Below are 13,428 nucleotides of genomic sequence, written 5' to 3'. Positions count from 1 at the left end.
CCGCCAGGCCGCGAAGGGGGTCCGGCTCAGACAGCCGCCGCGCCGAACTCCTCGTCGAGGGTCAGGTCGAAGCGGTCGGCGTTCATCACCTGAACCCAGGCGGACACGAAGTCGCGGACGAACTTCTCCCCCGCGTCGGCCGAGGCGTAGACCTCGGACAGGGCCCGCAATTGGGAGTTCGAGCCGAACACCAGATCGGTGCGGGTGGCGGTCCAGCGCTCGTCGCCCGAGATTCGGTCCGAGCCGACGAAAACCTCGTCGCCGCGATCGTCGACCTCCTTCCACGCCGTCCGCATGTCCAGCAGATTGACGAAGAAGTCGTTGGTCAACTGACCCGGCCGGTCGGTCAGGACGCCATGCGGCGATCCGCCGTGGTTTGCGCCCAGCACGCGCAGCCCGCCGACCAGGACCGTCATCTGCGGCGCCGACAGTCCAAGCAGCTGGGCCCGGTCGACCAGCAGTTCCTCGGTCGGAACGTTGAAGCGGACCTGCAGGTAGTTGCGGAAGCCGTCGGCCCTGGGCTCCAGCACGGCGAAGCCGGCGACGTCGGTCTGCTCCTGGCTGGCGTCGGTGCGGCCCGGGGTGAAGGGAACCTCGATGTCGTGGCCAGCCGCCCGCGCCGCTTTCTCGATGCCGACCGAGCCGCCCAGCACGATCAGGTCGGCGATCGAGACATTGAGGCCGGAAGCGGCCTTGATGTCCTCATAGACGGCGAGAACGCGGGCCAGATTTTCGGGCTCGTTCACCTCCCAGCTCCGCTGCGGCTCAAGGCGCAGGCGCCCGCCGTTGGCGCCGCCCCGGTGGTCCGAGCCGCGATAGGTCACGGCGGCGGCCCAGGCGGTCTTGACCAGTTCCGCCACGGACAGGCCGGTGGCGGCGATCCGGTCCTTCAGCGCGCGGATGTCGGCGCCGCCCAGCCGCGGCCCCACGCGCTTCGGAATCGGATCCTGCCAGATCAGGTCCTCGGCCGGCACCTCTGGCCCGAGGTAGCGCGCCTTGGGTCCCATGTCGCGGTGGCACAGCTTGAACCAGGCCCGGGCGAAGGCGTCGGCGAAATAGGCCGGGTCGGCGCGGAACCGCTCCATGATCTTGCGGTATTCCGGGTCGAATTTGAACGCCATGTCGGCGGTGGTCATCATCGTCGGCACCCGCTTTCCGGGGGTGTGCGCCGCCGGCGCCAGGGTTTCCGGCGGATTGCCGACGGGCTGCCACTGCTTCGCCCCGGCCGGGCTGCGGACCAGCTCGTAGTCGTGGTCCAGCAGCATGTTGAAATAGTCCATGTCCCAGGTGGTCGGCGTCGGCGTCCAGGCGCCCTCGATCCCCGAGGTGATGGTATGGTCGCCCATGCCGCTTTCGTGGCCTGACTGCCAGCCGAGGCCCTGCTGGGCGATGTCGGACCCCTCCGGCGCCCCTCCGACCTTGGAGGCGTCGCCGGCCCCGTGGGCCTTGCCGAAGGTGTGGCCGCCGGCCGTCAGGGCGGCGGTCTCCTCATCGTTCATGCCCATGCGCGAGAAAGTCTCGCGGATGTCGCGGGCGGATTGCAGGGCGTCGGGCACGCCGCCGGGGCCCTCCGGATTGACGTAGATCAGGCCCATCTGGATCGCCGCGAGGGGCTCCTCCAGCGCCATCCCCTTGTCCGGCTGGATGCGGGTTTCGTTGCCCTCCTCGCCGACCCAGTGTTCTTCGGTGCCCCAGTAGACGTCCTTCTCCGGCTCCCAGACGTCGGCGCGGCCGCCGCCGAAGCCGAACACGGGCCCGCCCATGCTCTCGATGGCGACGTTGCCGGCGAGGATCATCAGGTCGGCCCACGACAGGTTGGCGCCGTATTTCTGCTTGATCGGCCAGAGCAGGCGGCGGGCCTTGTCGAGGTTGGCGTTGTCGGGCCAGCTGTTGAGAGGCGCGAACCGCTGCTGGCCCGACCCCGCCCCACCGCGTCCGTCCCCGGTGCGGTAGGTGCCCGCCGAGTGCCAGGCCATGCGGATGAAGAACGGGCCATAGTGGCCGTAGTCTGCCGGCCACCACGGCTGGCTGTCGGTCATCAGGGCGTGCAGGTCGCGTTTGACCGCGGCGTAGTCCAGCTTCTTGAAGGCTTCTCCGTAGTTGAAGCCGTCGCCCATCGGGTCCCCGGTCCGGCCGTGCTGGTGCAGGATGTCCACCGACAGGTGGTTGGGCCACCAGTCGCGGTTGGTGCGGCCGAGCAGCGAGCGGAGCGCCGCAGGCTCCTTCCTGGGATTGCTCAGGGGCGAGGGTCCGCCAGCGTGTCCGTCCATGACCTGTCCTCCGGGGTTCTGTTGTGGGCGGAGCCTAGGCCCGGAGTATGCAAAGGGAAAATCAATAAACTTTGTCGTCGGCAGCAGTGCAAGTTATGAAGCGGCGCTGTCCGGCGGGGGCGGACTTTCCGCCATCCAACGCATCCGGCAGGCCATCATCGCCGTTTCGCCGAGCCGCTCGACCAGCCGCCAGTTGACCACAGCGCCGATCGGCGCGCCGACCACCGGGATCAGCTGCGCCATCTTCGCCAGGTCGATATAGTCCCGGTACTCCTGCTGGAAGCGCCGCCAGTCGTAGCCGGCGGTGGTCACGGGCCGATCAGCGCCGGCGATCCAGTCCTCCAGCGCCCGGAGCGCCCCGGGGCGCCGGTGCGGGCTCGCGAAGGCCAGGTGGAAGATGTGCAGCAGGAACAGCCGTTCGGCGGGCGCGCCCCCGCCCCAGCCGCCGTCGCCGCCATAGACCGACACGATATCCGCCAGCATCCGGACCTTGATCGCCAGCAGCGCCGGAAAATCGGCGGCCGCGAGCAGGATGCCGCCGGCGCCCGCGACGCCGCCCTCGACACCCGCCGTGGTCCGGTAGCCCCGGATGATCGCCCGCGCCTTCGCCTCTCGCGCCGCCAGCGACCCGCCCGCGGGCGGCCGGGCCTTCAGCACCTCCGAGCCTGTCAGTATGCCCCGGGTCATCGCCTCGACGCCCGAGGTGACGATGGCGTGCACCCTCTCCGGGACGATCCGGTTGATGCGGTCCTGCGTGGCCCGGGACGCCTTGTCGAGCAGGCCAGGCCGCTTCAGGACCCGCGTCCGCCAGGTCTCGAGTTCCGCACGGATGGCGGCTTCGTCGGCGACGGTGACGAGGTTCCCGGGGACCTCCTCCGGAGGGATGAACTCGGGGATGGTTTCAGGCGGGCGGGCCATGCTCTCTCCGTGACGCGGCGTCACGGTTGCAGCCCTGCGCCGCCGGGTCTAGACCCCGCCCGACAACGGTTTCGCAACCGCACAACCTTCCTCCCGGAGACGAACAGTATGGCTCGCGCGAAGATCGCCCTTATCGGCGCCGGCATGATCGGCGGCACCCTGGCCCATGTGGCGGCGCGCGAGGCGCTGGGCGACGTCATTCTGTTCGACATCGCCGAGGGCACGCCCCAGGGCAAGGCGCTCGACATCGCCGAGGCCACCGCCGTGATCGGGACCGACGTGGCCCTGAAGGGCGCCAACGACTACGCCGACATCGCCGGCGCCGACGTCTGCATCGTCACTGCCGGCGTGCCGCGCAAGCCGGGCATGAGCCGCGACGACCTGATCGGCATCAACCTGAAGGTCATGAAGGCCGTCGGCGAGGGCATCAAGCAGCACGCCCCGAACGCCTTCGTCATCTGCATCACCAACCCGCTCGACGCCATGGTCTGGGCGCTGCAGAAATTCTCCGGCCTGCCCAAGGAGAAGGTCGTCGGCATGGCCGGCGTGCTCGACTCCGCCCGCTTCGCCTACTTCCTCGCCGAGAAGACCGGCGTGTCGATCCAGGACATCAACGCCTGGACCTTGGGCGGCCACGGCGACGACATGGTGCCGATGGTGCGCCACTCCACCGTCGGCGGCCTGCCCCTGCCGGACGCGGTCAAGGCCGGCTTCCTGTCGCAGGAAGAGCTCGACGCCATCGTCGACCGCACCCGCAAGGGCGGCGGCGAGATCGTCGCCCTGCTCAAGACGGGCTCGGCCTTCTACGCCCCGGCCGAGAGCGCCATCGCCATGGCCCGCTCCTATCTGCTGGACCAGAAGCGGGTTCTGCCCTGCGCGGTCTGGCTGTCGGGCGAATACGGCCTCAGCGACCTCTACGTCGGCGTGCCGGCCCTGATCGGCGCGAACGGTGTCGAGAAGGTGATCGAGTTCACCACCAACGACGATGAAAAGGCCATGTTCAAGAAGTCGGTCGAGTCGGTCCAGGGCCTGATCCAGGCCTGCAAGGACATCGACGGCAGCCTGTCCTGACGCTGTGAGGCGGCGGCTCCCGGGCCGCCGCCGACCCGCCCTGCGGACCCCCTGCGGAAGCTGGTTTCCGGACACCGCGCCGGTGTCGGTTTCGCTCGCAATTTCCCCGGAAAATCCTATATCTTGTCGGTTCCGCCGCGGATCAGATTCGCGGTCGGGAACCTGCTGATTCCGGACGGCGCCATCGCCGTCCTCTCCGGCCCGAACCGGGCGATGATCCGACCGAATATATGACCGACCAGACTCCGCCATCCGCCGACCTTGGGCGCAACGTCGACACCGCCGAAGAGGCCGCCTACGGCGCCGATTCCATCAAGGTCCTCAAGGGCCTCGATGCGGTGCGGAAACGCCCCGGCATGTATATCGGAGACACCGACGACGGCTCGGGCCTGCACCACATGGTCTATGAGGTGGTCGACAACGCCATCGACGAGGCCCTGGCCGGCCACGCCGACCTGGTCCAGGTCATCCTCAATGCGGACGGCTCGGTCACGGTCACCGACAACGGCCGCGGCATTCCCACTGATATTCACGAGGGCGAGGGCGTCTCGGCGGCCGAGGTCATCATGACCCAGCTGCACGCCGGCGGTAAATTCGACCAGAACTCCTACAAGGTCTCCGGCGGTCTCCACGGCGTCGGCGTCTCGGTCGTCAACGCCCTGTCGGACTGGCTGAAACTCGTCATCTACCGCAACGGCAAGCGCCATGAGATGCGCTTCGAGCGCGGCGACACGGTTGAGAGCCTGCGCGTCACGGGCGACGCGCCGCTGCGCGACAACGGCAAGGTGCTGTCCGGCACCGAGGTGACCTTCTTCCCGTCGGTCACGACCTTCGCCACCATCGACTTCGACCTGAAGACGCTCGAACACCGGCTGCGGGAACTGGCCTTCCTCAACTCGGGCGTGGTCATCAAGCTGCAGGACCACCGCGGGGCCGAGCCGTTCGAGGAGATCCTGCACTACGAGGGCGGGGTCGAGGCCTTCGTGCGTCACCTCGACAAGTCGAAGACGCCGATCCTGAAGGACGTCATCGTCATTCGCGGCAAGAAGGAAGGGATCGAGCTCGATCTCGCCCTGTGGTGGAACGACAGCTACCACGAGACCATGCTGTGCTTCACCAACAACATCCCCCAGCGGGATGGAGGCACCCACCTTTCGGCCTTCCGGACTTCGCTGACGCGGGTCATGGGCAGCTACATCGACGCCGCCGGCGCCGCCCGCAAGGAGAAGGTCTCGGTCTCGGGCGAGGACGCCCGCGAGGGCCTGACCTGCGTCCTGTCGGTCAAGGTGCCGGATCCGAAATTCAGCTCCCAGACCAAGGACAAGCTGGTCTCGTCGGAAGTCCGTCCGGCGGTCGAGGCCCTGTGCACCGAGGGCCTGTCGACCTGGTTTGAGGAGCATCCGGTCGAGGCCCGGCAGGTCGTCGCCAAGATCATCGAGGCCGCCGCCGCGCGCGAGGCGGCGCGCAAGGCCCGCGATCTGACGCGGCGCAAGACGGCCATGGAGATCAGCTCCCTGCCCGGCAAGCTGGCCGACTGTCAGGAACGCGATCCGGCCAAGTCCGAACTGTTCATCGTCGAGGGAGACTCCGCCGGCGGCTCGGCCAAACAGGCCCGCAACCGCGAGAACCAGGCGGTCCTGCCCCTGCGCGGCAAGATCCTCAATGTCGAGCGCGCCCGCTTCGACCGCATGCTGTCGTCGGAACTGATCGGGACGCTGATTCTCGCTCTCGGCACCGGCATCGGCCGCGACGATTTCAACGCCGACAAGCTGCGCTACCACAAGATCATCCTGATGGCCGACGCCGACGTCGACGGCGCCCACATCCGGACCCTGCTGCTGACCTTCTTCTACCGGCAGATGCCCGAGCTGATCGAGCGCGGCCATGTCTACATCGCCCAGCCGCCGCTCTACAAAGTCTCCAAGGGCAAGCAGTCGCGCTACCTCAAGGACCAGGCGGAGATGGACTCCTACCTGATCGAGGAGGGCTCGTCCGAGGCCGAGCTGGACCTGCCGAACGGCGAGCGCCGCGTCGGCCTGGATCTGCAGGCGCTGGTGCGCGAGGCCAAGGCGTTCAAGGCCGGCGTCGACCGGCTCAGCCAGCGCGCGCCCGCCTTCGCGGTCGAACAGTCGGCCCTGGCCGGTCTGTTCGACGAGAGCGCCGCCAATTCCGCCGAGGCCCTGGTCCGGGCCGCCGCCCGCCTCAACCTCTATGCCGAGGAAGGCGATGGCGACTGGGGCGCTTCGCCCGGCGCTCAGGGGGCCGTGGTGTTCGAACGCGTACGCCGCGCCGTGACCGAGCGCATCGTCCTCGAAGAGGCGCTGATCCGCTCACAGGACGCCCGCCGCCTGGCCGAACGCTCGGCGGCCTTCGAGGGTCTGTTCGACAAGCCCGCCGTCTACCGCCGCAAGGACAAGACCGTCACCGTCCGCGGACCTCTGGATCTCCTCGAAGCGGTGCTGGACGCGGGCAAGAAGGGCATCGCCATCCAGCGCTACAAGGGCCTGGGCGAGATGAACCCCGAACAGCTGTGGGAGACCACCCTGGACGCCAACGCCCGCACCCTGCTCAAGGTCAGCGTCGAGCATCAGGAGGACGCCTCGGACCTGTTCGCCAAGCTGATGGGCGATGTCGTCGAGCCGCGCCGCGAGTTCATCCAGGCCAACGCCCTGGACGCCGCCGTCGACGCCTGATCTGTATTCAGGGTCGGCCTGCCTCCACGAAGGCCTGGATCGACGGCCAGTGCGGCGGCGCGGCGCGGGCGCCGTCGCAGGCGATCTCCTTCAGGTATCCGGGCATCGTGTTCTGCCGAAGGGGCTCCCACTCGGCGCCCTCTTCCGGATACTGGCCGCTCTCGGCGCCGTCCGGTCCGAACTCGACCACGCCGGCCGTGCGCCACTGGTTCGCCTGGCAGCGGAACTGGTAAGTCTCGACGGAGTGGCTCAGGTCGCCGGCCTCGCCGGCTCGCGGCACCGTGGCGACGCGAATCGAGGTGATGTCGCCCTCGGTCGCGATACCGTCCACCTCGGCCATGAAGGCGTTGCTCGCGCTGCGTGAAAACGCCTGCCACGTCTCGGCGGCCGCCGGTCCTGCGAGCACGAGGGCGGCGACGCCCAGAAATGCGGCGATTCTCATTTGCGATCTCCCCGGATCAACACCGACATGATGCGCCACGGCGAGCTCTTGGCAAGAGCCGCGTACGTCGGGCGGACAGGGAAAGAGAAGATGGCGCACCCGAGAGGATTCGAACCTCTGACCCCTGCCTTCGGAGGGCAGTACTCTATCCAGCTGAGCTACGGGTGCGTCTGAACGGCGAAAGCCGGGACGAAGGGCCTTACAGCAGGACCGGGCCTGCCTCAATCCCGAATGCGCGCGTCGGGGCCGGGCCAATCTGGACGATTTGTAAGGTTCCGGCCGGGCCCGTCCCGGTCTAGCGTGCGCCCGCTTCGACGATGGAGGTTCCGATGCGCGCTCTTCTGCTTGGTCTGCTGATGCTGCTCGGCGCCTGCGCCACCCAGCCGGCGCCCGCACAGAACCCGACGGGCGACAGTCTGGACGCCATCGCCCGCGACTATGTGGCCCTGACTCTGGAGATCGGCGAGCGCGAGGAGGGCTATGTCGACGCCTACTATGGTCCGCCGGAGTGGGCCGCTGCGGCCAAGGCCAACCCCCGCACCGTGCCCCAGCTGATCCAGGGCGCGGCGTCCCTCACGGAACGGCTGAACGCGGTTTCGACCGCCCGGGCCGAGCCGGTCGTGGCGCAGCGCAAGGCCTATCTGCTGGCCCACGTCTCGGCGGCGGCGGCGCGGCTGCGCATGCTGTCAGGCGAGAAGATGAGCTTCGCCGACGAGGCAGAGGCCCTGTTCGGCGTGCGGCCCGAACTGCGGCCCCTGTCGTCCTACGATCCGGTCCTGGCCGAGATCGACGCCCTGCTGCCCGGATCCGGGTCGCTGGCCGACCGCGTCACCGAGTTCAAGTCCCACTACGTCATTCCCAAGGACCGGCTGCAGGTGGTCATGGACGCCGCCATCGCCGAATGCCGTCGCCGCACCGCCCGGCACATCGCCCTGCCGGCCAACGAGAATTTCACCCTGGCCTTCGTCAGCGACAAGCCGTGGTCCGGGTATAATTATTACCAGGGCAATTCGCAGTCGAAGATCGAGATCAACGCCGACTTCCCGATCTACACCGAGCGGGCGATCGATCTGGGCTGCCACGAGGGCTATCCGGGCCACCACGTCTACAATGCGCTTCTGGAGAAAACCTTCGTCACCGATCGAGGCTGGGTCGAGATGAGCGTCTATCCGCTGTTTTCGCCCATGTCGTTCGTAGCCGAGGGCAGCGCCAACTACGGCATCGACCTCGCGTTCCCGGGCGATGAGGGGACCGCGTTCGAGCGGGTCGTGCTGTTCCCGTTGGCCGGCCTCGATCCGTCGACTGCGGAGAGGAAAGCACAGCTGCAGGCGCTGACCCGGCGGCTGGCGCGGGCCGAATACACCATCGCCGACGACTATCTGGCGGGGCGGATCGACCGGGATACGGCGATCGAGCAGCTGATGAAATACAGCCTCGCCGATCGGGCCAAGGCGACGCAGCGGCTGCGCTTCATCGACACCTACCGCAGCTACATCATCAACTACGGCCTCGGCCGCGACGTGGTGCAGGCCTGGGTCGAGCGGCAGGGTCCGGATCACTGGCGCGGAATGGAGACGCTGCTCAGCAGTCAGATCCTGCCCGCCGATATCGACTGACGCGGGGCCCTACTGCGCCAGCATGCCGCCGTCGATCTTGAACTCGGCGCCGGTTACGAATTTCGACTCGTCGGAGGCGAGGTAGAGGACGCAATACGCCACGTCGTCGGGCTCGCCGATCCGCTTCAGCGGGATGCCGCGGGCGAGCTTCTCGTGCGCGAGTTCCTCGTCGCCCCCGGCCATGGCCACGAAGGGGTCGAGGATCGGGGTCTTGATGAAGACCGGGTGGACAGAGTTGCAGCGCACGTTCCAGCCGGCTTTCGCCGCCTCGAGCGCGATGGTCTTGGAGTACATCCAGACGGCGGCCTTGGTGGCGTTGTAGGCGCCCATGCCCGGGGCGGCGGCGAGGCCGGCGACCGAGCTGATGTTGATGATCGACGCGGCGCCGGCGGCCCGCAGGTGGGGCATGGCGTGTTTGCAGCCAAGCATGATCGACTCGAGGTTGACGGCCTGGACGCGGCGCCAGTTCTCCAGCGTGTCCTGCTCCACCCACGTCAATTCGCCGCCGATCCCGGCGTTGTTGACCAGGATCGACAGACCGCCCATGGCCGCCAGGGCCTGATCCACGACCGAGATCCATTGCGCCTCGTCGGTGACGTCGTGGGCGAAGGCGAAGGCCGCGCCGGGTTGAGCCGCATTGATCTCGTCCGCCAGCGCCCGGGCCCCGTCCAGATTGGTGTCGGTCACCGCGACCCTGGCGCCCTCGCGAGCCAGCATCCGCGCCATGGCCTGTCCCAGTCCGCCGGCGGCGCCGGTGACCAGGGCCGCCTTGCCGGCGACGCGGCCGCTCACGCCTTCACCCCCATGGCGGCGGCGGCGGCGTCGATGAACCGGGCCATGTCGAGGTCGCGCCGGGTCACGCCGCCGGCGTCGTGGGTGGTCAGGACGACCTCGACCCGATTGTAGACGTTGAACCATTCCGGATGGTGATCGACCTTGTCGGCCAGCAGGGCGACCCGGGTCATGAAGCCGAAGGCGGCGTTGAAGTCGGCGAAGACGAGCTTGCGTCCGATGGCGGGTCTGTCGCCTTCCTGCGCCTGCCATGACGGCAGGGATTTCAGGACCTCGTCCACGTCCAGCCGTTCGGTCATCTCGATGTTCCTCATTCCCCAGGCGTTCTGGCCCCAGACGTTCTGGCCGCAGGCGTTCTGGCCAGAGCCGTATCGCGCGCGTCCCCGGGCCACAAGGCGCCGAATTCCGACACAGGAACGCAGTCGGAAGCTTGAGCGTTACCGGGCGTCGCCATTCGAACGCGGAGACTGTTGAGATGGACAATCTGTGGATCGCCGCGCTCGACGCCGCCGATCGAAAGCGGATCGAGCCGCATCTTCACGAGCGACCCTTCGCCCAGGGCCAGATGCTCTACGACGCCGGCGAGGCTGTCGAGGAGGTCTGGTTTCCGATGAGCGGGGTGGTCTCGCTGATGACGCTGGTCGACGAGGACCGGATGATCGAGACCGCCGCCATCGGGCGGGAAGGCCTGGTCGGGGTCACCTGCGGGCCGATGAACGCACGGGCCGCCAGCCGGGCCATCGCCCAGGTCGACGGCGTGTCGGCCTGCTGTCCGGCGGATGTCTTCGCGGATGCGCTCAGCCGCAGCGAGGGGATGCGGGCGGCGTTGGCGAAATTCACCGAGAGCCTGTTCGCCCAGGTGCAGCAGGCGGCGGCCTGCAACGCCCAGCACCGGCTGGACGAGCGGCTGGCGCGGTGGCTGCTGACCATCCACGACCGGGCCGATGCTGACCGTTTCGGCCTGACCCAGATGGACATCGCGGGCATGCTCGGCGTCCGGCGGGCCACGGTTTCGGAGGTTGGCTCGGCCCTTGAGGACAAGGGGCTGATCCGCCGCGGACGCGGCTGGGTCGAGGTGCTGGACCGCGAAGCGCTGGAGGGCGCGGCCTGCGGTTGCTATGCGCTGATGCGGGGGGTGATGAAGGATCTCGGCGTCCCGCGGCCGAACCGCGAATCCCACTGAACGGTTCGGCGCCGATGCTGCGGCCATGCGGACGGATGACGGCGCGGCGGGGACGCGCTAGACCGCCACGATGACCGACACGGCCGCCTCCGACGCCTCTTCCGGCAAGACTTCCTCCTTCGGTTTCCGCGACGTGGACGCCCGGGAGAAGGTGCGGCTGGTGCGCGGCGTGTTCGACAGCGTGGCCTCGAACTACGACCTGATGAACGACCTGATGAGCGGGGGCGTGCACCGGCTGTGGAAGGACGCGGCGGCGGCGAAGCTGAATCCGCAGCCGGGCGAGACCATTCTGGACGTGGCGGGCGGCACCGGCGACATGGCGCGGCGCTATGCGAAGATGGCGCGGGCGGCGCAGCAGCGGCGCGGGGGCGAGGACGCCTCGGTCATCGTGCTGGACTACAACGCCGAGATGATCATGGCGGGCGTCGGCAAGGGCGGCGAGCCGGAGATGTCGTGGAGCGTCGGCGACGCCATGGCCCTGCCGCTGCCCGACGCGTCGGTGGACGCCTATTCGATCAGCTTCGGCATCCGCAACGTGGCCGACATTCCGCAGGCGCTCCGCGAGGCGCGTCGGGTGCTGAAGCCGGGCGGGCGCTTCCTGTGCCTGGAGTTCTCGCGGCCGACCGCCTCGGCCATCCGCAAGGCCTATGACGCCTGGTCCTTCCACGCCATTCCGCGCATCGGCGGCTGGGTGGCCGGCGACCGCGACAGCTATCAGTACCTCGTCGAGAGCATCCGCCGCTTCCCGGACCAGCAGACGTTCAAGGCCATGATCGAGGCGGCGGGCTTCAGCCGGGTGACGGTGACCAACCTGTCGGGCGGGGTGGCGGCGATCCATCACGGGTGGGCGATCTGACGCGCCGGATCGATCCCGCGACCCCGCCGCCGCCGCCGGCCACGGTCCCCGTGCGGCATCCGGCCGACGCCTTCGTGCGCCTGCTCGGCTGGGGCTGGGTGCTGGTCCGCCACGACGCCCTGCTGCCGCGCGAGATCACGCCGCTGCTGCCGGTCTGGGTGCGCTGGATCGCCCATCTGCTGCACGCCTTCGCCGGGCGCGAAGGACGCGAGGGCCGCCCGGGCCAGCGGCTGGGCAAGGCCTTCGAGCATCTCGGCCCCGTGGCCATCAAGCTGGGGCAGGTGCTGGCCACCCGGGCGGACATCTTCGGGGTCGAGTTCGCCCGCGATCTGGGCCGGCTGAAGGATGCGCTGGAGCCCTTCCCCGTCGATCAGGCGCGGCGCGAGGTCGAGCGCTCGCTGGGGCGGCCGGTCGAGTCGCTGTTCACCGATTTCGGTCCGCCGGTGGCGGCGGCCTCGCTGGCGCAGGCGCATCCGGCCTGGTTGGCCGACGGCCGCAAGGTGGCGGTCAAGGTGCTGCGGCCGGGCGTCGAGCGTCGCGTGGCGCAGGGGCTGGACTCGATGCGGCTGGCGGCGCGGCTGGCGGTGCGGTTCGTGCCCCCGGCGCGGCGGCTGGAGCCCTCGGCCTTCGTCGAGACCATCGCCCGGGCGCTTCAACTCGAGCTGGACATGCGGCTGGAGGCGGCGGCGGCGTCGGAGCTCAAGGACATCATGGACAAGGCGCGCGGCTCGGGCGGCGGCCACATGACGGCCCCGGCCGTGGTCTGGGACGGGGTCGGCAAGCGGGTGCTGACGCTGGAGTGGGCTCCCGGCCTGCCGATGACCGATCCGCTGGCCGTTGATCAGCCGGGCCTGGACCGCAACCTGCTGGCCGACAATGTGGTGCAGGCCTTCCTGACCCAGGCGCTGGATTACGGGACGTTCCATGCGGACCTGCACGAGGGCAATCTGTTCTGCCACGCTCCGGGCGAGCTGACGGCGATCGATTTCGGCATCGTCGGGCGGCTGGGGCCGTCGGAGCGGCGCTATCTGGCCGAGATCCTGTGGGGTTTCCTGAGCCGCGACTACGACCGCATCAGCCGGGTGCATTTCGAGGCCGGATATGTCCCGCCCGAGCATTCGGTCGAGGCCTTCGCCCAGGCGCTGCGGGCGGTGGGCGAGCCGGTCATCGGCAAACAGGCGTCGCAGGTGTCGATGGGGCGGCTGCTGGGCCAGCTGTTCGAGATCACCGCCCTGTTCGACATGCATCTGCGGCCCGAGCTGATCCTGCTGCAGAAAACCATGGTCTCGGTCGAGGGCGTGGCGCGCAGGCTCAATCCGGACCACGACCTGTGGGCGGCGTCCCAGCCGGTGGTCGAGCGCTGGATCCGGCGCGAACTGGGTCCGCAGGCCCAGGTCCGCGACGCCATCGAGGAACTGAGGGCCACGCTGAGGGCCCTGTCCAGGCTGGCGCAGAATCCGCCGGCGGCCCAGACGGTGGTTATCCGGGAGACGCATGCCCCGGTCTGGATCGTCGTCTGCGTCACGCTCGCAACCGCGGCGGCGGGGGCCGCCCTTGTTCTGTCGCTTTGGCCGTCCATCGTCTGAG

At 68.9% G+C, this 13,428-nt stretch carries 11 protein-coding genes and 1 tRNA gene; 6 read left to right on the top strand and 6 right to left on the bottom strand.

The genetic code is table 11. The features are described 5' to 3' along the window. Positions 1-26: 26 nt before the first annotated feature. Positions 27-2,270 (bottom strand): catalase/peroxidase HPI, encoded by a 2,244-nt coding sequence (gene katG / locus VEA62_RS11805; RefSeq protein ID WP_324821858.1) that lies wholly within the window; start codon positions 2,268-2,270, stop codon positions 27-29. A gap of 93 nt (positions 2,271-2,363) precedes the next feature. Beyond that, positions 2,364-3,188, bottom strand: coding sequence for an EcsC family protein (locus VEA62_RS11800; protein ID WP_324821856.1), 825 nt, complete (start codon positions 3,186-3,188; stop codon positions 2,364-2,366). A 108-nt stretch (positions 3,189-3,296) separates the two neighbouring features. Between VEA62_RS11800 and mdh the strand changes: the two genes are divergently transcribed. Both mdh and gyrB read left to right on the top strand, forming a co-directional pair. Beyond that, on the top strand, positions 3,297-4,259 hold the full coding sequence (gene mdh, locus VEA62_RS11795) for a malate dehydrogenase (RefSeq protein WP_324821854.1): 963 nt from the start codon (positions 3,297-3,299) through the stop codon (positions 4,257-4,259). Positions 4,260-4,489: 230 nt separating this feature from the next. Continuing rightward, entirely contained in the window at positions 4,490-6,952 is a 2,463-nt protein-coding gene (gene gyrB / locus VEA62_RS11790) for a DNA topoisomerase (ATP-hydrolyzing) subunit B (RefSeq protein ID WP_324821852.1), read from the top strand. Between the two features lie 7 nt (positions 6,953-6,959). On the opposite strand, the gene VEA62_RS11785 is transcribed toward gyrB, so the two are convergent. Together VEA62_RS11785 and VEA62_RS11780 are read right to left on the bottom strand one after the other, a co-directional pair. Then, positions 6,960-7,394, bottom strand: coding sequence for a surface-adhesin E family protein (locus tag VEA62_RS11785; protein WP_324821850.1), 435 nt, complete (start codon positions 7,392-7,394; stop codon positions 6,960-6,962). A gap of 91 nt (positions 7,395-7,485) precedes the next feature. Continuing rightward, a tRNA-Arg gene (locus VEA62_RS11780) sits at positions 7,486-7,562 on the bottom strand. A 161-nt stretch (positions 7,563-7,723) separates the two neighbouring features. Between VEA62_RS11780 and VEA62_RS11775 the strand changes: the two genes are divergently transcribed. Next, the gene (locus tag VEA62_RS11775; RefSeq protein WP_324821848.1) at positions 7,724-9,010 is read left to right on the top strand and encodes a hypothetical protein; all 1,287 of its coding nucleotides are present in this window, start codon (positions 7,724-7,726) and stop codon (positions 9,008-9,010) included. A 9-nt stretch (positions 9,011-9,019) separates the two neighbouring features. Here VEA62_RS11775 and VEA62_RS11770 read toward each other — a convergent pair whose 3' ends face one another. Together VEA62_RS11770 and VEA62_RS11765 are read right to left on the bottom strand one after the other, a co-directional pair. Beyond that, a complete protein-coding gene (locus VEA62_RS11770; protein WP_324821846.1) occupies positions 9,020-9,802 on the bottom strand; it encodes an SDR family oxidoreductase in 783 nt (260 codons plus the stop codon). After that, on the bottom strand, positions 9,799-10,101 hold the full coding sequence (locus VEA62_RS11765; protein ID WP_324822160.1) for a 4a-hydroxytetrahydrobiopterin dehydratase: 303 nt from the start codon (positions 10,099-10,101) through the stop codon (positions 9,799-9,801). Before VEA62_RS11765 ends, VEA62_RS11770 begins: the two co-directional genes overlap by 4 nt. A 176-nt stretch (positions 10,102-10,277) precedes the next feature. Here VEA62_RS11765 and VEA62_RS11760 point away from each other — a divergent pair, with 176 nt between their 5' ends. The 3 genes from VEA62_RS11760 to ubiB all read left to right on the top strand — a co-directional run bounded on the left by VEA62_RS11760 (position 10,278) and on the right by ubiB (position 13,427). After that, positions 10,278-10,985: a Crp/Fnr family transcriptional regulator gene (locus VEA62_RS11760; protein WP_324821844.1), complete on the top strand. Its 708-nt coding sequence runs from the start codon at positions 10,278-10,280 to the stop codon at positions 10,983-10,985. Between the two features lie 70 nt (positions 10,986-11,055). Next, positions 11,056-11,841: a class I SAM-dependent methyltransferase gene (locus VEA62_RS11755; protein WP_324821842.1), complete on the top strand. Its 786-nt coding sequence runs from the start codon at positions 11,056-11,058 to the stop codon at positions 11,839-11,841. Then, the gene (gene ubiB, locus VEA62_RS11750; protein ID WP_324821840.1) at positions 11,829-13,427 is read left to right on the top strand and encodes a 2-polyprenylphenol 6-hydroxylase; all 1,599 of its coding nucleotides are present in this window, start codon (positions 11,829-11,831) and stop codon (positions 13,425-13,427) included. Before VEA62_RS11755 ends, ubiB begins: the two co-directional genes overlap by 13 nt. The last annotated feature ends 1 nt before the right edge of the window (position 13,428 follow it).

It is taken from the genome of Brevundimonas sp. (genome assembly GCF_035627475.1).
GTDB lineage: Bacteria > Pseudomonadota > Alphaproteobacteria > Caulobacterales > Caulobacteraceae > Brevundimonas.
Note: the sequence above shows the minus strand (reverse complement) of the source record. Positions and strands in the feature narration are given on the sequence as shown.